Source organism: Microcystis sp. M_OC_Ca_00000000_C217Col (genome assembly GCF_007095585.1).
Lineage (GTDB): Bacteria > Cyanobacteriota > Cyanobacteriia > Cyanobacteriales > Microcystaceae > Microcystis > Microcystis panniformis.
The window spans coordinates 1-20194 of record NZ_SFBV01000304.1; the positions used below are offsets into that span (position 1 = coordinate 1).

The window sequence follows — 20194 nt, forward strand, 5'->3', positions numbered from 1 at the left end:
GAATCAGCAGAAATATCTCTCAAACCAGAGACAAAAGTTACTGCTATTGAACAAGGACAGTCTTTAGTTAGTAACGAAGCAACAACCAACCCTTTAGTATTCAGAAAAAACTGGCAGCAGCCAGACGAAACATCTGAGGAAAAAAAGATAGATTCTTTAACAGCCACTTCGGGAGAATCTACTTTACCTTTGGGAACAATTACTGAAAGAATAAATAATCCCACTTCTAACTCAGAATCAGCAGCTACTTTAGACCAATCAGAGGCAATAGTTGCGTCAACAGAAGGAGAAACAAAAGTTACCTCAGTGGAATTAGGACAACCTCAAGTAAGCAATTTAAGCACAGCAACCCCCTTGTTGCTGCGGCAAAGCTTACAATCGCTAGATAAAGAATCTAACCGACTAACAACAGGTTCAGGTACAATACACAGAGAGGCGATCGGAGGACAAAAACAGTCAGGAAATCAAGCAAATAGAGATATTGCCGCCGTTAACTCCGAATTAGCAACAACTTCGATCGCCGTCGTCCCAGAAATTCCCTCTAGAGAGGTTCCAGGAAACCTCCCAGTCCCGACCAATCTGGTTTGGCGTAAAACTACCAGTGAACCAGCGAGGACAGTTTTCTCCGCCGCCAACAACGGCTATACTGACTCCTCTTTGCCGTCAGTCAGTATTCCAGTCAATCCTAATCGTCCCAATAGCCTGCGCCAGATGTCAAATACGACTTCCGAGATGGAAGCTGTGCCATCAAATCCTGCTATACCAGCGATCACTCAGACACCAAACCAGACTCCGGTAGTTAATGTTGCAGACATCGCCGAACAAGTCAGCCGTCTGCTGTTTCGCCAGTTAACCGTTGAACGTGAACGTCGAGGAATGAGCCAATGGTACTAGAAACGCCTACCAAATTAAAGATTAAACCTCTACCACCGTCTAAGCTGCCAGAAATTACGGTGCAATTCAATCCGACTGCCTATTCAATTACCAAACCAGTCACTTGGAGTTCGCAAGTATCTGCTAGTACTTCAACAGCCACCAAAGGAGAGCAATCTACCGTCCAGAGAAATTTGAATGCACCAGTTTTGCAGTTTGGGGGAGGAGGAAGTCGTACCCTTGTTTTAGAACTGTTTTTTGACGTGACCGAACCCGTTGAGGGTAAGCCAGTAGATGACGTGCGCCAACTCACCAATAAAATTGTCAAGCTGACGCGCATTGAACGGGATACCAATCAACCGCCAATTTGCACAGTGTCTTGGGGAAACCCCCTTGATCCTCCTGAGTTTCCCTTTATTGGAGTGGTGACTAACTTGGTGCAGAACTTTACCCTCTTCAAAAGTGATGGCAAACCCCTACGCGCTAGGCTGACAGTGACTTTTACTGAATGGATTGATCGAGAAAAAGACCTCAAACAAACTGATCCCGAACAAACGACACGCCTAGTCAAGCGAGGAGACACTTTAAGCAGCCTAGCGGCGGAAGTATATGGAGATCCCAATCTCTGGCGCATTATCGCCCAAGCAAATAATCTAGACGATCCGCGCCATTTAAAAGTGAGCAATCCTCTAATTATTCCGAAACTACGTTGATGAATTATGAATTATGAATTATGAATTGGGAATTGGGCAGGTGACAGAGTTATATGGCAGCGAACAGAAAACGGGGAAAAAACTAATCTAAAATCTAAAATCAGGAGAATTATCGATAATGCCGACAACGAGTACGCCAAATTTGCTGTTACCGAGTTTTGCTCTGAAAATTGGCGGTTCACCACTGCCAATTGAGACAGAAATTCAGGTTATTAGCATCACCGTTGAGGATGACCTGACTCTACCCAGTATGTTCACAGTGGAACTGACTGGACTTGAAACTCAGAATAGTCAGATTTCCTTACTCGATGACGCTCTTTTTGCTCTTGGTACCGAAGTAGAGGTTAAACTGGGTTATGGGGGCCAAGTGGCCACCTTAATTAAGGGAGAAATTACCGGATTAGAACCAGAATTTACGATCAATCGCCTGCCTAGCTTTATCGTGCGCGGTTACGATCGCCGCCACCGACTACAAAGAGGACGCAAGACTCGTACTTTCCTCCAGAAAAAAGACAGCGACATCGCCGCTCAAATTGCCAGTGAAGGAGGACTTACTGCCAAAGCCGAAGATAGCCAAGTCACCCATGACTATATTATGCAGGCTAACCAGACCGATCTGGAATTCTTGCAAGCACGAGCGCGGCAGCTCCAGTATGAGGTAGTAGTAGAGGACAAAACCCTCTTGTTCCGTCCGGTAGGGAATGCCAGTAGCGCCGTCTTAACCCTGACTCTGGAAGATAACCTGCTGGAATTTTATCCCCGCCTCTCCTCTCTCGGACAGGTGAACCAGGTGTCAGTGCGCGGCTGGAGTGCCAAGGACAAGCAAAAAGTTCTTGGACAGGCTAAGGCAGGGGATGAAGTCTCGACGATGGGGGGACAGTCGAGTGGTGCCAAGCTTAGTGAGAGTGCCTTCGGTGAGGGGATAGGAGGCATTAGCGATCGCCCCGTTGCCAGTCAAGCTGAAGCTGATCAATTTGCTAAAGCTCAATTTAATCGGGAGGTACTGGGATTGATTACTGGTCAAGGCATTTGTCGGGGTAATACCCAAGTGCGGGCCGGTAAAGTCATTGAGATCGATGGGATTGGTCAGCGATTTAGTGGACTGTATTACGTCACCGCGGCCAGCCATCGCTACGGACCTCGCGGTTACTTCACCTATTTTACAATTCGGAGGAATGCAATATGAATCTCTTTGAGGTGACAGTAGATACGGAAACTAGGGAAGCGATCGCCGGTCGTATTTTCGGAGTGGTCGTAGGTATAGTTACCAACAATAAAGACCCGGATAACTTAGGTCGAGTCAAGTTGAAATTTCCCTGGCTTAGCGATAAAGATGAAGATGAAAGCAACTGGGCGAGAATTGCTGCCCCAATGGCCGGCAAAGAAAGAGGGATCTACTTTCTCCCAGAAGTAGATGATGAAGTTCTGGTAGGTTTCGAGCAGGGAAACCCGCGTTTTCCTTACGTTTTGGGGGTTCTTTGGAATGGCAAAGATGCACCTCCAGCTAATAATAGCGACGGGAAAAATAACCTGCGGCTGATCAAATCTCGCAGCGGTCATGCCATTCGTCTCAATGATGAAGATGGCAAAGAAACTATTGAGATTATCGATAAAAGTGGCAATAACAGTCTAATTTTCGATACATCTAATAACACAATTACTATTACTGCTGACAAAGACATTACCATTTCTGCTACTAAAGGTACGATCAAACTAGACGCACAAAAAATCGAAATTAAGTCTTCCGCCGACAGCAAAATAGAAGCTGGTGCAGGCATGGATATCAAAGCCAGCGCCACCATGAATCTTAAAGGCGCAACTATCAACCTCAATTAGTTTTAAATCTAAAATCTAAAATCTAAAATCCATTATGGGACAACCCGCAGCTAAACAAGGCGACCAAATTATTGCCACCGACACCCACATTATCATGGTGCCAGCACCGCCGGGACCACCAGTTCCGACTCCCCTTCCCCACCCCTTTATTGGCATCATCAACGGCAACCTCAGTGCAGATGTCAAGATTATGGGGATGGCAGCCGCCACCGTGGACAGCACGGCAGACAACACTCCGCCCCATATCCCGACCCCTCCTGGTACGGCATTCCAGAACCCTCCCGCCAACAAAGCCACCATTAAAATCGGTAGCCCAACCGTCAAGATCAACGGTAAGATGGCAGCGCGTAACAGCGATACAGCCCAGACGTGCAATGATCCAGCCGATTTGCCCGTAGGACAGGTTATTGCTGTCGGTACTGTCTTAATTGGTTAAGGGGAGGATGGAGATGGAGAAATCTTTTTTAGGTGTTGGCGTAGGATTCCCCATTCAGGTGGATTCGGGGGCGCTCAAATGGGCAAAGTACGAAGAAAGCGTCCGTCAGTCCATCTGGATCATTCTGGGAACGGCTAAGGGCGAGCGCGTGATGCGCCCTGATTTCGGCTGCGGGATTTACGACCTCGTTTTTGAAATGAATACGGCAGCCACCGCTGGCAAAATTTCCCAACAAGTGCGAGAAGCTTTGCTCTTGTTCGAGCCTCGCATTGATGTACTAGACGTTCAAGTTATTTCCCAATCCGACAGCGACGGAGAAAAACTGCTCATCAGTATTGACTATCAGGTGCGAGCAAGTAATAACGTTTTTAATCTCGTCTATCCGTTTTATTTAGAAAGAATGTAATTCCTAATTCATAATTCATAATTCAATGGTTAAATCAGCCCCGAAAATTGACAAGCGCACAGCAACTGAGATTACCCAGCAGTTGCAGGAATTACTGCTTGAATATGCACCCACTTGGCAGGAATCTGAAATAGATCCAGTAACAGGCAAGAGACTGCCGAAAAAGGGGACTATCAGTGCCGTCTTGATTGGCACCTTTGCCCGCTTTGCCGAAATTATCATCGAGCGCTTGAACCAAGTCCCGGACAAGAATTTCTTGGCATTCCTGGACTTGTTAGGAGCCTCCCGCCTCCCACCTCAAGCCGCTCGCACTCCCCTGACCTTTTCTTTGGCGGCTGGCTCTACAGTGGATGTAGTGGTTCCAGTGGGAACTCAGGTAGCCGCTCCCCCAGCGGAAGGGGAAAAAGCCCCAGTCATCTTTGAAACAGAAGCGGAATTAGTAGTTACCGCCGCTCAACTCACCTCCGTATTTGTGCGGGAGCCGCAGCAGGATACCTGGAGCGATCGCACTGGGTGGCTGACGACCAAAACTGCAACTGCGGGTTTTGTCTTTCATGGCGATGCGGGAGTCGAACACAGCCTGTACTTAGCTTGCGATGACCTATTCACCCTACCAGTTGCTAAAACTGTCACCTTAACAATTCAATCTGAGGAGGCTCAGAGGTTAGCAGGACTCCCCTTGACTTGGTCTTATTGGGATGGTAAAGATTGGCGGCAAATCAGTCAATTGGTCAGTAATATCTCAGAAAATAACCAAAGTTGGCAAGTATCAATTCCTAACTTTCCCGTTCCCGTTAAACAAATCATCAATGGCGTAGAAGCGTCCTGGCTGAAAGTTGCGCTTAATCAGTCTTTAATCCCTGGTTCTCCTCCCTTACCGAAAATTCAAGGGATTACAGCGAGCGTGAGCGTTACTCAGTCTAATTTACTACCCGATCTCGGTTTTATTAATTCTTCACCCCTCGACCTAACTAAAGACTTCTCTCCCTTTGGCGAAACCCCCCGCCTCAGTGACACACTCTACCTAGCTAGTCAGGAAGTCTTTTCCAAAGCCGGAGCTAGGGTAACAGTCAACATCACCCTCAATGAAACTGTCCCCGTCAACAGCGAAAATGAAGTTGAATTAGCCTTCGATACTTGGGATGGTAAGGCTTGGCAGCCATTATTGGTAACTCCCAGTAGTCTAGCAACTGCCAAATTCAGCCAAAGCGGTTCAATCACTTTTACTTTGCCCAATCAGATAGGATTAGGTGAAGTTAATGGCAAGAATAATTATTGGATTCGCGTGCGGATTGTTCGGGGAAACTATGGCACGGGTACTTCCTCTCAACCCCCTACTTTTACTACCCTCAGACAAGAAATTAGGGAAAACACCGAGCAAATTATCGTCAACAGTAGCCGGGGGTTTATGCCAGGCGATCGCATCCAAATTGCCACGGGAACTAACACTCAGGAGGTCCGAACTATCGGGGTTGTTAATACCTCAAATAATAGCCTGACCTTGACAGAAGCCCTACAATCGCCTCATCCAGTGGGGACAGGAGTATGGTTAATTTCTAACACCCTTTCTCCCCCTTTGCTCAAATCCCTAACCCTAAGTTATACATATAATGCTACTCAGTCCCTTTCTGCTTGTCAAACCTACAATAACTTTACCTACATTCAACAGAAAGAACAACCATTTATTCCTTTTGAAGCCCTCACAGAATCTCATCCTTCGTTATATCTAGGATTTACCCTCCCGCAAAATCGCTCCAAATTTCCCAATCGTCCTCTGAGTCTTTTTGTCTCCTTAGCAGACTTGAAATATGGGGAAAAATTTATCCCTCTTTCTCCTCCCTACAGTCGTCAAGTTGCGACAACCGGAATAGTCACCCATCCTATATGGGTAACAAATGATACGGAGCAATCAGTCACTTGGCGAGTGGAAATTTGGGGCAATAATTGGGAGACGACAATCTCAGAGGAAGGGACTTCAATTACTCTTGCTCCTGGGGAAATAAAATCCTTAAAAGTGCAGATTACTATTCCCGAAGATCTCAATCAGGAAAACCGAGATATTGCTTTCCTCCGCCTGAGCCGTCCTGATACTTTTGCTACTATTTATACTGCTACTTTAGAAACTTTTGTGGCAGACCAACTACCGCCAATGTCGCCAGTCCGGTTATCTTGGCAATATTGGAATGGACAAGCTTGGTCCAAACTTACGGTCGATGATGGCAGCGAAAATTTCACCCTTTCAGGATTAATTAAATTCTTGGTTCCGGCTGACTGTCAAACTAAAGCCGAGTTTGACTTATCGGAACGTTACTGGTTACGGGTACAGTGGGAAACAGGAGACTATCTCATTGAACCTAGAATCATCAACCTTGCCCTCAATACAACTTTTGCCAGCCAAACGCTCACGATTGTCAAGGAAATTTTAGGTTCTAGTAACGGGTCAGAAAATCAAATTTTCCAAACGACTCGCTTTCCCGTCCTGCAAAACCCACAATTAGAGGTCAGAGAACCAGAAAAACCTTCAGAACTAGAGCTAGAGAGACTAAAACTGCCAGGAAATAGCAACCCGATTACCCCAACTCCCAATTCTCGAGAAGTCTGGGTACAATGGCAGCAAGTTCCTGATTTTTATGGCTCAAGTTCCCGCGATCGCCACTACGTCCTCGACCAGCTTACGGGCAAAATTCGGTTTGGTAACGGACGCAACGGGCTGATTCCGCCTCTGGGAACTGGTAATCTAAGGATAGCGCGGTATCAGACAGGCGGTGGCAAAGCGGGGAATAAACCTGTTGATAGTATTGTGCAACTGAAGACCACAGTTCCCTACATCGAGAAAGTGACCAACTTACAAGCGGCGGTGGGTGGAGCAGAAGCAGAGACCCTGGAATCCCTGCGCGATCGCCTCCCTGAAACTATCCGTCACCGCGATCGCGCCGTCACCCTAGAAGATTACGAAGACTTAGCAAAACTGGCTTCCCCAGAGGTGGCAAGGGCGAAATGCCTACCTCTACATTGGCTAGGAGATCCACCTGAGCAAGCACCTAGACGGGGAACAACCAGCATCATCATCGTACCGCGCTCTGAGGCGCTCAAGCCTCTACCAAGTCTGGAACTGATTAGCCGAGTTGAAAAGTTTCTCAGAGCGCGTGCTTGTCCAACTGTCGAGATTCTGGTGGTTGGGCCTCCTTATATCCCAGTAAGCGTTAATGTCGAAATTGCTTTGAGTTCACTCGAAGGAGCCAGTGCTGTCGAACAAGCAGTTAAAGCAACCCTAGAGCAATTTTTACACCCCCTGACGGGCGGATTAGATGGCAATGGCTGGGATTTTGGACGCGAACCCTACAAATCCGATTTTTATGCCCTATTAGAAGCCGTCCCGGGGGTCAGTTATATTCGCCGCCTCCTGGTCGATGATGGCAGGGTTTCTCAGGAGGTTGAGGCGATAAGAAAGACCGGCCGTTTCTTAGTCTATTCTGGTACTCACACCATCAGCCTATTTTTTGAGGAATCTTGAGGAAGCTTGCAGTTTTTGAAGATTGAAAATTAATTAAATTGTGAATTATTTACCATGCCTTTAGAATTGCCTAACTTAGATGACCGCACTTATGAGGATCTTGTTGCCGAAGCCCTCAGACTGATTCCTAACTACGCCCCGGAATGGACAAATTATAATCCCTCCGATCCAGGCATTACCCTGATTGAAATGTTGGCCTACTTGACGGAAATGTTGCTGTATCGGCAAAATCGAATAACTGATGATAACTTGCGAACATTTTTGCGGTTGCTTAATGGACCTGATTGGGTTGCCGAGCAAAATCAGGATTTAGCACAAGAAATCCAGGATGCTGTTTTAAATTTGCGGGATGAATATCGAGCAATAACGGCTGAAGATTACGAAACCCTAAGTCAGGAAAAATTTAACATCTGGTTAGTGCAGATGCAGCAAGAAGAAAAGGCGGACAAATTACTTGAAAAATCTCTTAAAGACCGCTGCAAAGAATGGTGGGATACTACTAATTTAGAGGTAAAAGAAGAAAATTTACCCTCAAAAGTGAGCCAAAAAATTAAACGCGCTTACTGTGTTCCGCAACGCTATTTAGGAGCAGGGAGGGAAGAAGAAAAGAAGCAAAGTAAACCTAACTATGTTAGTGTTCTGATTCTACCTGATAAAGATAGTGACAGTGCCAATCAATTAGGACCCCAACCAACGACTCTACTACGAGATGCACTTCAGGGATATCTTCAGCAACGGTCTATCCTCACTACTCGCCTGTCGGTTGTCGGTCCGACCTATACTCCTATCAGTGTGGAAATTCTCGTTGCTCGTCGCTCTGATGTACTCACTGAGACAGTCAGCAACGGCATCGTCAAAGCTATGCAGCAATTCCTTGACCCGGAAAACTGGCCTTTTAGTCGAGATGTTCACGTCTCGGAGGTGTATGAATTACTAGAAAAAATTGACGGAATTGATTATTTAACAGACGTTCTACTTGTCAGCGAGTGCCAGCCAGAAGATCAACATTGCCTAGCAACAGAAACCCTCTGGAATGATCGGGGGGAACCGATTGGACTGGAACTGTATGACCATTATCTGCCGGCAAACCGCCTCAAACTAGACCAGATAGCGATCGCACCTAGTGCTAATTTTTTGGTAGTGCAGTTAACAATTAAAGTTAGGGCTGCTTCTGGAGCAAATCCTGACTTACTGAAGCGAGAAATTAAAAGCCAAACCCGAGCTTTTTTCCATCCTTTATATCCAACAATTTGCGCTCTAAATCCGACTGGTGCAACTAACATGAAAATTGAAGTTACCGCCACCCAAACAATCAAGCTGAGCAGCCTGAACTTAGTAGATTCTCAGTATCTTGAGACAAATTCTCTTGAATTAAATTTGGCAACAATTATTACTGGTATTGCTCAGGTTACTTCTATTCAATTATCCAGCGACCGCAACCAAGAACCAGGGGGATGGCTGTTAATCAAAGCAGGAGAAGTGATTGATTTGCGATCGCTGGTTGAGGTGAATTCAGCTATTACTGGTTGAGCAAGTAAGTGATCAAACAATTTTTTCTGGAGGGGATTTTATGACAATCAATGAAAGAACTGGACAGGCAAGTAGTTTACTAAATTACCTACCGGCTATTTTTCAAGAAGATAGTGAAGCTAACCAGCCGAATTTTCTCGGTCGCTTCCTACTGGCTTTTGAAAGAATTATCCTTGGTTTAGGAGAAGTATCCCTAGAAATCCCCCAACCGGGTCTAGAAGAAATTCTGGGGGGAGGAAACATTACCGATTTAGACAAGCTACTCAATCCAGCTAGTAGCGGAACAACCCAGTTAGCGGGAGTGTATCGGTATTTTGAGGCTGGAGCCAACTTGAGTGCCTCTCAACGCGCTCCCAGCGACCCCAGGGACAAAGACTTCGACTTCTTACCTTGGCTGGCTAGTTGGGTAGCCTTGACTCTGCGGGATGATTGGGAGGAAAATAAGAAACGACTGTTAATTGCTAGGGCGACTCAATTGTATCGGCTGCGAGGCACTAAACGCGGTTTAGAAGAAGCTTTAATTATTTATACCCAAACGGGGGTACAGACGACATCTGATGTTGGTGTGCAGGTCAATGAACTGAACGCGCCATTTCAGGTAGGTGTCCATGCTACCATTGGGAAAGATACCATACTTGATGGTGGCGCTCCCTTCTTCTTTTGGGTGCAAATTGTTTTGCCAACGGCCAATCCTGAACGGCGCAAGCAACAGCAAGAGATTGTTACCGCTATTGTCGATTTACAAAAACCAGCTCACACTGACTATCGCCAACCGATTACAGTAGTAACGCCTGTATTTCGGATTGATGTTAATTCCACTGTAGGCATCGATACTCTTTTAGATCCGCTTTGAAGATAACCGACCTAACACTATCTGTACTGCAATCTAAACTTACCCAAGGAGACGAAAGATGGCTAACCCAATCAAACGCTTAAATTACTTTAACGGGCAATTCCTGCGAGCCCCCGATTTTACTGAGGAACAAACCTATCACCTAGAGATGAGACGGCGACACAATGAGAATCTCCACACTTGGGGCATCGCCGATGGCTTAAAATTACAATATACTATTGGTTCGTCCCAGATAGAAATTGCTGAAGGCATGGCGATTGACAGTGAGGGACGAGAGATTGTGCTAGTGGAGAAAGCTAATAAAGATTTATCTGGCTTTGTTAATAAAACGGTCTATGTTACTATCGCCCACGAGTATAAGCAAGTCGATAAGACGAATGAAACGGGAGTAGAAGGCTTTACCCGCGTACAAGAAATCCCCACCATTAATATAAGTGAAAATCCCCCTTCCGCTGATCAATTGAGTCTGCAATTAATCTTGGGGCGGGTGACAGTGAACTCTGAGGGCAAAATTACAGCCACCGATGAAGGAGAGGGAGTCAATCGGCGGCGTGCTGCTGGGGTTGTTGCTGGCGATTTAGAAGCCCGTAGTCTCACTTTAACTGATACTAATGTTGACCCCTCCCAATGGTCCCGGATGCGTTTAGGAGCCGCCGGACGAGCCGATTTACAAAGTAACCTGAGAGTTACTGGTAATCTGGAAGTGACTGGGACAGTGGATGGTCGGGATGTTTCTGCTGATGGGACTGAGTTGGATAGCCACACCAGTAACACCAATAACCCCCACCAAACAACCGCCGCCCTAATTGATAATCAGGGAGGAACGAACCGCCTTGTTACTCAGATTAATGCGAGTACAGGGGTGATTAATGAGGCGAGAATTGACCCAGCAATTGCCCGGGATAGCGAGGTAACGACTCTTTTCAATACTCACGCTAATCGCCTCGATAATCCCCATAGTACAACGGCGGCTCAGGTGGGTGCTTTGCCAACTACGGGAGGCACCATCAGTGGTGCATTAACTGTCACCGATCAACTAACCGTTAATGGTGGAGCCAAATTTACCGGGCCAAAGACTGGCTATGTAGTAGATGCCTTCGTCAACGCCAGTGAACAGCGATTGAGAACGGGGGATTTAGTGACATTAAAAGGCACACCTATCCATCATTTTTACGGTGATAACAACAAAATCCCAGTTCCTGAAGTGACCTTGGCAGACACAGAAAATGATAGCCGAGTTATTGGGATTGTTGACCGCGAAAGCATACCCGATCAAAATTCTCCTGATACTAGAGTTGAACCTGATGATCCGACGTTCGTAGAAAATGGTGGCGAATTACTGGTAGTAACTCTTGGTGCTTACGCCCACTGCAAGGTCGATGCTACCGAAGCCCCTATTGAAGTGGGTGATTTGCTCACCTCATCTAATAATCCTGGACACGCCAAGAAAGCCACCGAACCCAAACTTGGCAGTATTATTGGCAAAGCCTTAGAATCTCTCAAAGAGGGAACAGGTTATATTGCTGTATTTGTAAATATTCAATAAGGAGGGAGTTATGTTGATCGCATTTTTTAAAGTTCCCCTATCTGTCGAACCGAAACCGGGTGGCGAAGCCGAAATTCTTGTCCCTAAAGTTTTACAGGGTCTCAATTATGCTTTCGTCATCATTAAAGAAGGGGCTACCGAGGGAATTGTTCGAGTGGAGACAGCCAACGCTGATTTAGGGAAAATCGAAAAAACCCAGAATTGTCAAAAACTATCCTCCAAAGAAATGAATAAACTGTACGACAGTTATCCTCCACCTAAGCTCAAGGAGAAATATAAAATGGGACTTCAAAGTCAAGCGGTTGGCGAAGGGGAAACAGCAGGAGGACTATTGGAGACAGATGAGCAAGGCAACCCAATTGTTATCAAATTGCAGACAGTTCGCTCTGGATTTTACCTGATTGATGTGCCAGTTTGTGGCAGAAATTGAATGGTTAATTAATGAATTAAAAATCAGGAGGCAATTAAGATGGCTGACCAAAATCTCAAAAGTCTTGCGTTTTTTCAGGACGATCTTCTCGAAAATCAATGGCCGGTACTTAGCTGTAGTGCAGCCAAAGAGTTACAAGTCGATAGCAAAATTAAAACGACAGATTTACAAGCCAGTGGCATCGTACAAGCACTCACCTTTCTCGGAGATGGCTCAAACTTAACAGGAGTTGTGAAAAACCTCGACCTGGCAGTGAAAAAAGCCGGGGATACGATGACCGGGGCGCTGACGATTCAAAATAATCTCACCGTTACTGGCACAATCTCAGGCAATATTGATGCTGAAAATATTACTTCGGGAACGTTAAGTGTTGACCGCATTCCTAACTTAGTAGCAACAAGAGGGGAAAATACCTTTACTGGGACGCAAAGTATCGAGGGCAATTTATCAGTACAAGGAGAGATTAAATGGGGGAATAGTAGATTGCAACTCGATCAAGGAGGTAGTATTGAGCTTGGTGGAGATCCCTCTACACCAGGTAGTGGCAGACCCTACATCGACTTCCATTTTGCCGGAGTGGCAGAAGATTACAATGCCCGAATTATTAATGATGACAATGGCAGACTTTCCCTAATTGCTAAAGACGTTTGTGTCGTCGGAAAATTCACCAACAGTTCTTCCAAGGAATTAAAAGAAAATATTGAACGGCTTTCCATCCAAGAAGCAGTTCAAACTTTAGCAGAACTTAATCCCGTTAAGTTCAATTACAAAACTGATAGTGACCAACGTCAAAACATCGGATTTATCGCTGAAGATGTACCGGAATTTTTGGCAACCTCTGACCGAAAAGGAGTGAGTGTCATGGACATCGTTGGCGTATTAACTAAAGTCTTGCAAGATCAACAAATCACCATATCTGTATTAACAGAAAAAATCAAAGCTTTAGAACCGCCAATCCAAAAATCTTATTAAATTAAGGAGGCAATTAAGATGGCTGACCAAAATCTCAAAAGTCTTGCGTTTTTTCAGGACGATCTTCTCGAAAATCAATGGCCGGTACTTAGCTGTAGTGCAGCCAAAGAGTTGCAAATCGATAGCAAAATTAAGACCACAGATTTAACTGTTACTGGCAATGTCGGCATTGCCACCACCGCCGCTCCTACCGCAAGATTAGAGGTCAATGGCAATGTAAAAGCTACCTCATTTCTCGGGGATGGCTCAAACTTAACGGGAGTTGTGAAAAACCTCGACCTGGCAGTTAACAAAGCCGGGGATACGATGACAGGTCCTCTGACAATTCAAAATAGTTTGACTGTTACTGGTAATTTATCAGTAACAAATGTCTTAGAGATTGGCGGAGGAAACTTGGATCGTGATTGGATGCAAAAAGGAATCAATATTACTTGGGATAGTGATAGTTTATTTATTGGCTTAAAAGATCAAGGACCTAACCGAAAAGATGCGGTGATTGCTTGGGGTGATGATCTACAAGATGACTTAAGATTTGTTAATGTGCTACACGGAGGAGACGTTCAAGGTCAAGAAGTAATGAGAATTAAACCCAGTGGGAATGTCGGTGTCGGAACTGACAGTCCTTCCGAAAGATTAGAGGTCAATGGCAATGTCAAAGCTACCTCATTTCTGAAGTCTTCTTCAAGAAAGTTAAAGGAGAATATTCTGAAAATTTCTCCTGAAGAAGCTGTTGATGCCTTAGCTGAACTAAATCCCGTTAAATACAATCTGAAAGACGATAAAGATAAGAATTTACATCTTGGCTTTATCGCAGAAGATGTTCCAGATTTAGTGGCATCTCGTGACAGGCAAAGTATCAGTAATGATCATATTGTCGCATTGCTAACTAAAGTCATTAAAGAGCAAGAAAAGAGGCTCTTAGAATTAGCAGAAAAAGTTGAAATCCTAGAGAAAAAATCTTAAAGATGATTAGTGTGATCGCTGCTCTTGTAGAGTGCGTTAAAAAAGTAACACACTGCCAACCTGAAATACCACTCTTTTTTTTAAGAAAGTTTTGTTCAGGAAGCATTGAAAAGAGTGTAGGGTGCGTTAGGCGGCTATCAATTTGGTCAAAAAACCAAAATTAATAATTCGCCGTAACGCACCACTTCTGTAATCAGGGACGACTAAAGTCGTTACTACGAACAGGGAAGTTTGTACACTGGACTTTCTAATGCGGAGGTATTATTACATGGAAAGAATAGATTATTACCATCACTGAATCAACAAAAAAACTCTGTGTCCTCTGTGTCTCTGTGGTGTTTATTAGAATTTTATTTGAACAATAAAAGGCGGTGAGTGTAAATGGCTTATGGCAATTTCAAGTTAGATGAATTAGTAAAACTTTTTGGTTTAACTATTCGGGAAAAATCTGAATTATTCGCCTCCATTCCAGAAGTAGAGGGTAGTGAATATTTAATGACAACCCTCCAGGAAACAGTCGATTTAGCAGTAGCTATCAACACCGAAAAAGCTCGTTCAGAAATGATTATTGCTCCTGTCTTATTAGAGTTGCGAAGAAAATTAAAACACCAAATTAGTCTATTTTCTGGAGTTGACTTTACTGTCGATTTCAGCCAAGGCTTGAACGGTATTTGCGACTTTATTATCAGTAAAAATCCAGAACAGTTATTTATTCGTCAGCCGATTATCACAATTGTTGAGGCGAAAAATGAAAACTTAAACTCAGGATTTGGTCAGTGTATTGCTGAAGCAATCGCCGCTCAAATCTTCAACCAACAGGAAGGTAATGAAATTTCTGTCATTTACGGAGTCGTGACAATTGGAACTATCTGGAGATTTTTAAAACTTGTAGGTAAAACCGTTCAGATTGATTTGAGTGAGTATTACATTAAAGACATCAACAAAATTTTAGGCATTTTATACCATGCTATCTTCAATGAAGAGCCAGGAGAGTAGATAATTTATGAAATCGGCGATAATTAATCTGCCAAACCATTGCAAAATCAGCTTTTATGTTATGACCTAGGTTAGAAGCAAATTTTTCCAACGCATTATTCCTATGAAAAAACAAATCAAAGAACGCCTCGAACAACTCAAAGCAGAATATGAATCTGGTCAAAAAATGTTAGCTGATTTAGAAACACAAGGGTCGAATCTAAGGACTACCATGCTTCGTATCAGTGGCGCTATTCAAGTATTAGAAGAGTTACTCGCTAAAACTGAGGAAGAAGAAAATCTTGACGTTGTTGAAATAGTAGAATCTCTCTCTCAAACTAACTGAAGTATTTAACATTTAAAAAAACTCTGTGTCCTCTGTGTCTCTGTGGTGTTTATTATGGTTATCGAGGCTAATAAAGCCTGGTTGGAAAATCTATTACCAGCTTTACAGTGGTTAGACAAACTGCTAGAAAAAGCAGTGGTTGCCGCTCAAGCAATCTATGCCAAAGACCCAACAACTGAAGCATATCAAGGTCTTTATCTCACTCAGGAAGATGTCGAGAAATTGTTAGTGCGCCAGCCAGGAGATCCTGTCCTGAAACTCAGAGGAGAAGCTTGGGAGCCATCCTTTTCTGAGTTAGCCGACAAAGCATCCCGCCTAGCCTGGCTCAAGCAAACCTTTGACCTGTCCGTCTTCGACCTAGAGCTAGTGGTAATTGCCCTCGCTCCCGAACTCGACCTGCGCTACGAAAGGCTTTACGCCTACCTCCAGGACGACGTAACTCGCAGGCGACCCACAGTAGATCTCGCCCTCAACCTGCTGTGTTCTTCAGCCCCAAGCAAGCTGTGGCAAAGGTATCGGGTTGCCCCAGACGCGCCCCTAATCCGCCATCGACTGCTCCATCTGTTGGCGGACCCCCATCAGGTGCAGCCTCCCTTACTTGCTTGTTACCTCAAGCCTGATGAGCAACTAATCCGCTACCTGCTAGGACAGGAGGGACTCGACTCCCGATTGGCCACATTCTGCCAGATAGTTAAGCCGATTCCAGAATCAGAGTCACTGTCGTTAGATACCAAAATCCAGCAAGCTTTGCTCGCCTTAGCACTCCAGGCGAGGGAAGCCAATCAGCCTTTACACCTTCACTTTCACGGTCCCCAGGGAGTGGGAAAGCGCCAAGCAGCAGAAGCGATCGCTCTCAAGTTGGACATGAGGCTGTTAGTAGCAGACATCGCCACAGCGATCGCCGCGAAAACCGAGCTAGAGTCAATCTTGCCCCTGCTCTTGCGAGAAGCCCAGTTTCAAGATGGGGTGCTGTATCTTGAGGGAATCGACGCACTGGGTTCCCAAGAGCAGATAAGCAACTATCAGCGCCTATTGCAGGCGATCGCCCAATTTCCCAGCATCGCCATCTTCGGAGGAGCAGGGCCAAACTTGTCAGACATCCCCGGCTCCACCCGCACGATTCTTCCCGTCTCCTTTCCCCTACCCGACTTTGCCCAACGTCGGGACAACTGGCAAGCCTATCTCTCCCAATCTGGCATTAGCCGACCGGCCCAGGAGTTAGATACCCTCGCTGACCGTTTCCGCCTGACTCCTGAACAAATTGGCGATGCAGTCGCCTCAGCCCAGCACCAGGCTCGCTGGCAGGCGGCCCAGGCATCCCAGGAACCCCCTCATTCCTTAAGCTTAGAAGACCTATTTGCTGCTGCTCGCGCCCACTCAGGTCAAGCCCTGACTTCCCTCGCCCGCAAAATTTCCCCTCACTCCACCTGGGCCGATCTGATCCTCCCGCCCGAGGGACTGACTCAACTCCAAGAAATTTGCAATCAGGTCAAATACCATCACCTCGTCTGCGGTCAGTGGGGCTTCGAGCAGAAACTCTCCCTCGGTAAAGGGCTAAATGCCCTCTTCTCTGGCTCACCTGGTACGGGTAAGACAATGGCGGCGGCGGTCATCGCCCAGGAGTTGCACCTCGACCTCTATCAGATCGACCTCTCCCAAGTAGTCAGCAAGTACATTGGCGAGACGGAAAAGAACCTGGAGCGGATCTTTACCGCCGCCCAGAGTGCCAATGCCATCCTTTTATTTGACGAAGCAGATGCTCTCTTTGGCAAGCGCTCCGAGGTTAAGGATGCCCACGATCGCTACGCTAATCTTGAAATTGCCTATCTGTTGCAGAAAATGGAGGAATACGAAGGGGTGACGCTCCTAACCACCAATTTGCGGCAGAATCTAGATGAAGCCTTCACTCGGCGCATCCGTTTCATTGTCGAGTTTCCCTTTCCTGAAGCGGACTACCGCCTGCAAATCTGGCGGCGCATCTGGCCCAAACAGACACCCCTGGCAGCCGATGTGGATCTCGAAGGCATGGCGCGGCAATTCAAGCTGGCAGGAGGTAATATTCGCAACATCGCCCTGGCGGCTGCCTTCCTCGCCGCAGAAAAGAGCCAGTGTGTGACGATGAAACATCTGCTGCAAGCAACCAAGCGGGAGTTTCAGAAGATGGGAAGACTGATTGGGGAGGAGGAGTTTTTGCCATTTAAACAAAAGTAAGTTGGTTTGCCCATTGTTCTGCCAAGTATCATGGATCAAGAAAGCCAAACCGGGATTAATCCAGCCATGCCTGATGACCTTGCCCGACACCATGAGGTGGCAAAGGGCCTAACTTATCTCCATGCACGCACAAATGCCACGGCAGGGCGCACCCTGGAAGCCGCCTCCTTCGTCTATGCGCTCATCGAACTGCTGACAGAAAAAGGCTTACTCGATCTTGACGAAATTGACACAAGGAAAAAGCAGGTAGCCCAACGACTGCTCAAACGTTTCCTGCAGCAAGATCCGGGCGTTTCCTTGCAGGAACCAGAACAAGATAAATATACCTTTTCCCAACCCGTCGCCATTGACTGCGAAAATCGGGTACATTTGTGCCAGGCTGCCTGCTGCAAAATGGTTTTTCCCCTGTCGCGCCAAGACATCGAAGAAGGAGTCATCCGCTGGGAGTTGAGCCAACCTTATGTTATTGCCAAAGGTGCGGACGGCTATTGCCACCACTTTGATCGCCAAGGTTTAGGCTGTACGGTGCATTCCCAGCGCCCCATCCCTTGCCGAGCCTACGATTGCCGCAACGACAGGCGCATCTGGCTCGACTTTGAAAATAAAATTGTCAATCCCAAGCTGAACGAGCCAAACTGGCCCCACAACTTGAGTGCAGCAGAAATGGAACTTCCAGGAGGTGAAATTCAATGATCCACGATCTCGACGATACGCTTAAAGAATTGCTGGTGCAAAAAGTGCCTCTCGATCCTAACGCGATCGATATTAAGTTTGAAGTGCCGAACAAAGACGACTGGAATCCCAAGCCGAATAAGCCTACAATTAATTGTTTTCTCTACGACATCCGCGAGAATCACGAGTTACGCAGCAATGAGCGCTATCTCTCCCGCAACGGAACCACAGGAACAGGAACCGAAAAAATTGCCCCCACTCGTATTGATTTATCCTATCTAATCACCGTTTGGACAACCGATGTCGCCGACGAACATCGACTGTTAGGCAGTATTTTGCAGACCTTATTGAGCTATCCAATTTTGCCAACGGAAGTCCTCAAGGGGCAAATAGCCAATCAATCTCTACCTCTCCGCGCCTGGGTTTCTCAACCTGAACGCACCCCGAATGCTTGGGATTTTTGGGGGGCTCTTGACGGGCGCATGAAAGCGGGTATCAGCTACATGGTGACTGTTGCAGTTGAACCCTTTACAGCGGTTGAGGTTCGTTTGGTAACAGAAAAAGTTCTCAAAGTCGAGCCAAAGTAGGTAGTTAAGCTAATGATGAACAGCCACTCAACCCATGCAATACGAAGCTATCTATGAAAACGGACAAATAATACTAAATCCAGTTATTAAAAACTGATTATTTATTCTCCGTTTTGCATGAGTGCATGAGTAGAAAACGGGTTTCTCCGAGAAACCCGTTTTCTGTGCGTTACTCAACGGATTTAGTATAATGCTCTTGGAGGGACTTTCGGAAATCCCTAACCGAATCTAGGTTCTGAAACCCTTGCTTGACAAGGGAACGCTAACTTTTTTTCTAATAAAAACTCAAATTCCGGGTTTCTGTTAGTTAGCGATAGCTTGAAGGCTTACTCCATAAGAGCAGCAATTCTCATTTTGAAAAAAATCAGATAAAATTCTCTTATTTAAATAGAGAACTTGTGTAGAAGCATTATTTTTTGACAGATATAGTTATTTCAAATAAGAACGAGACGCTAGGCGACACAATAAGTACGAATAATTTCATCAAGGGGTGTCCCCACAGGAGCATACATTCTTGCCCTCTTTAATGCACTAAAATCATGTTCGATTCATTTAAATCAGGAGAGTATTTTGGCAAAAACACGACCTGATGACCTGCTTCCTCTACCAGTTGTTTAATGACTGTCTTCCGATGAATTGGTGCATTATCCATAATTAATACTGATGTTATGGGTGCGAGAGGGCAATAAATATAAAGATAACCACCCTTCAAAACCTTCGGCATTCAGGCTTCTCGTAAATACCATCGGTGCAATAAAGTCTTTTTTTCCCTTTCTTCTACCAGCGACAAGGTTCTCTCTTTTTCCATCTCCAAAGACTTTCTTCCCTTTTTTTGACCAAGCATAAAAACAGGCTTGAAATTCTTCAAACCCTGACTCATCAATAAATACAAGGCTTTCACTTCCATATATTTTAATCAATTCTCTCAGCACTCTGTAGTATTTCATTCTTTCTTCTCGGTTTCTTTCTCTATAACGAAGTTCCTTCTTTTTTCTGGTAACTTTCATTTTTTTTAAGGCATAGCAAATGGCACTTGGTCTCACTCCAAATTTCTCGGCTCTGTCTCTTAATCTTGCCTCGGGATTTTCTTGGACATCTTTTGACAGTGCTTTCCAGTCCAGCTTTCTCTGACGGTGTTTTACCTTTGTTGCTTCCAGTTTTTCCCTACCTAGCCATCTATATATCGTCGCTCTTCCTATATTAAATAGAGCGGCGGCTTTGGTTATGCTTCCCCCATTCTCTACATAATCGATTACTTTTTTTCTCAAGTCTAGGCTATAAGACATTTTTCTGTATGGGTTGCTCGTTTCCCTTTATTTTACCTTATTTTT

18 protein-coding genes and 1 pseudogene are annotated in these 20194 nt (G+C 45.5%); 18 read left to right on the forward strand and 1 reads right to left on the reverse strand.

Features of this window, described 5'->3' with window-relative positions; all coding sequences use genetic code 11:
* From EWV66_RS19385 to EWV66_RS19470, 18 genes are all read left to right on the forward strand, one after another.
* Positions 1 to 894, forward strand: an 894-nt coding sequence (locus EWV66_RS19385; protein WP_287116023.1) for a hypothetical protein, incomplete at its 5' end; no start/stop codon positions are given.
* A complete protein-coding gene (locus EWV66_RS19390; protein ID WP_052275913.1) occupies positions 885 to 1586 on the forward strand; it encodes a CIS tube protein in 702 nt (233 codons plus the stop codon). The genes EWV66_RS19385 and EWV66_RS19390, both read left to right, overlap by 10 nt.
* 118 nt (positions 1587 to 1704) lie before the next feature.
* Positions 1705 to 2772, forward strand: a complete 1068-nt coding sequence (locus EWV66_RS19395; RefSeq protein ID WP_052275912.1) for a phage late control D family protein — start codon at positions 1705 to 1707, stop codon at positions 2770 to 2772.
* Entirely contained in the window at positions 2769 to 3422 is a 654-nt protein-coding gene (locus EWV66_RS19400) for a phage baseplate assembly protein V (protein WP_052275911.1), read from the forward strand. Before EWV66_RS19395 ends, EWV66_RS19400 begins: the two co-directional genes overlap by 4 nt.
* A 34-nt stretch (positions 3423 to 3456) precedes the next feature.
* Entirely contained in the window at positions 3457 to 3858 is a 402-nt protein-coding gene (locus EWV66_RS19405) for a PAAR domain-containing protein (RefSeq protein WP_052275910.1), read from the forward strand.
* A 13-nt stretch (positions 3859 to 3871) separates the two neighbouring features.
* Positions 3872 to 4264: a GPW/gp25 family protein gene (locus EWV66_RS19410; protein WP_052278394.1), complete on the forward strand. Its 393-nt coding sequence runs from the start codon at positions 3872 to 3874 to the stop codon at positions 4262 to 4264.
* A gap of 25 nt (positions 4265 to 4289) precedes the next feature.
* Complete coding sequence (locus tag EWV66_RS19415; RefSeq protein ID WP_072925064.1) at positions 4290 to 7778, forward strand: putative baseplate assembly protein; 3489 nt, start codon at positions 4290 to 4292, stop codon at positions 7776 to 7778.
* A gap of 54 nt (positions 7779 to 7832) precedes the next feature.
* Entirely contained in the window at positions 7833 to 9308 is a 1476-nt protein-coding gene (locus EWV66_RS19420; protein WP_287107923.1) for a baseplate J/gp47 family protein, read from the forward strand.
* A gap of 40 nt (positions 9309 to 9348) precedes the next feature.
* Complete coding sequence (locus EWV66_RS19425; protein ID WP_287107924.1) at positions 9349 to 10161, forward strand: phage tail protein; 813 nt, start codon at positions 9349 to 9351, stop codon at positions 10159 to 10161.
* A 58-nt stretch (positions 10162 to 10219) separates the two neighbouring features.
* Complete coding sequence (locus EWV66_RS19430; RefSeq protein ID WP_072925056.1) at positions 10220 to 11707, forward strand: hypothetical protein; 1488 nt, start codon at positions 10220 to 10222, stop codon at positions 11705 to 11707.
* 10 nt (positions 11708 to 11717) lie between these two features.
* The gene (locus tag EWV66_RS19435) at positions 11718 to 12137 is read left to right on the forward strand and encodes a hypothetical protein (RefSeq protein WP_072925053.1); all 420 of its coding nucleotides are present in this window, start codon (positions 11718 to 11720) and stop codon (positions 12135 to 12137) included.
* Positions 12138 to 12176: 39 nt separating this feature from the next.
* Positions 12177 to 13109, forward strand: a complete 933-nt coding sequence (locus EWV66_RS19440) for a tail fiber domain-containing protein (RefSeq protein ID WP_072925051.1) — start codon at positions 12177 to 12179, stop codon at positions 13107 to 13109.
* Between the two features lie 18 nt (positions 13110 to 13127).
* On the forward strand, positions 13128 to 14072 hold the full coding sequence (locus EWV66_RS19445; protein WP_185237217.1) for a tail fiber domain-containing protein: 945 nt from the start codon (positions 13128 to 13130) through the stop codon (positions 14070 to 14072).
* Between the two features lie 381 nt (positions 14073 to 14453).
* Positions 14454 to 15068 carry a hypothetical protein gene (locus tag EWV66_RS19450; protein ID WP_185237218.1) on the forward strand — a complete coding sequence of 205 codons (615 nt, stop codon included), beginning with the start codon at positions 14454 to 14456 and terminating at the stop codon, positions 15066 to 15068.
* Between the two features lie 103 nt (positions 15069 to 15171).
* Positions 15172 to 15393, forward strand: coding sequence for a hypothetical protein (locus EWV66_RS19455; RefSeq protein ID WP_072925043.1), 222 nt, complete (start codon positions 15172 to 15174; stop codon positions 15391 to 15393).
* Between the two features lie 54 nt (positions 15394 to 15447).
* Positions 15448 to 17604 (forward strand): AAA family ATPase, encoded by a 2157-nt coding sequence (locus EWV66_RS19460; protein WP_287107927.1) that lies wholly within the window; start codon positions 15448 to 15450, stop codon positions 17602 to 17604.
* A gap of 30 nt (positions 17605 to 17634) precedes the next feature.
* Positions 17635 to 18297: a YkgJ family cysteine cluster protein gene (locus tag EWV66_RS19465; RefSeq protein WP_170863894.1), complete on the forward strand. Its 663-nt coding sequence runs from the start codon at positions 17635 to 17637 to the stop codon at positions 18295 to 18297.
* A complete protein-coding gene (locus EWV66_RS19470; protein ID WP_052275902.1) occupies positions 18294 to 18863 on the forward strand; it encodes a Pvc16 family protein in 570 nt (189 codons plus the stop codon). Before EWV66_RS19465 ends, EWV66_RS19470 begins: the two co-directional genes overlap by 4 nt.
* A gap of 452 nt (positions 18864 to 19315) precedes the next feature.
* Here the strand turns inward: EWV66_RS19470 and EWV66_RS19475 are convergent.
* Positions 19316 to 20149, reverse strand: a pseudogene (locus EWV66_RS19475) (IS630 family transposase).
* Positions 20150 to 20194 lie beyond the last annotated feature (45 nt).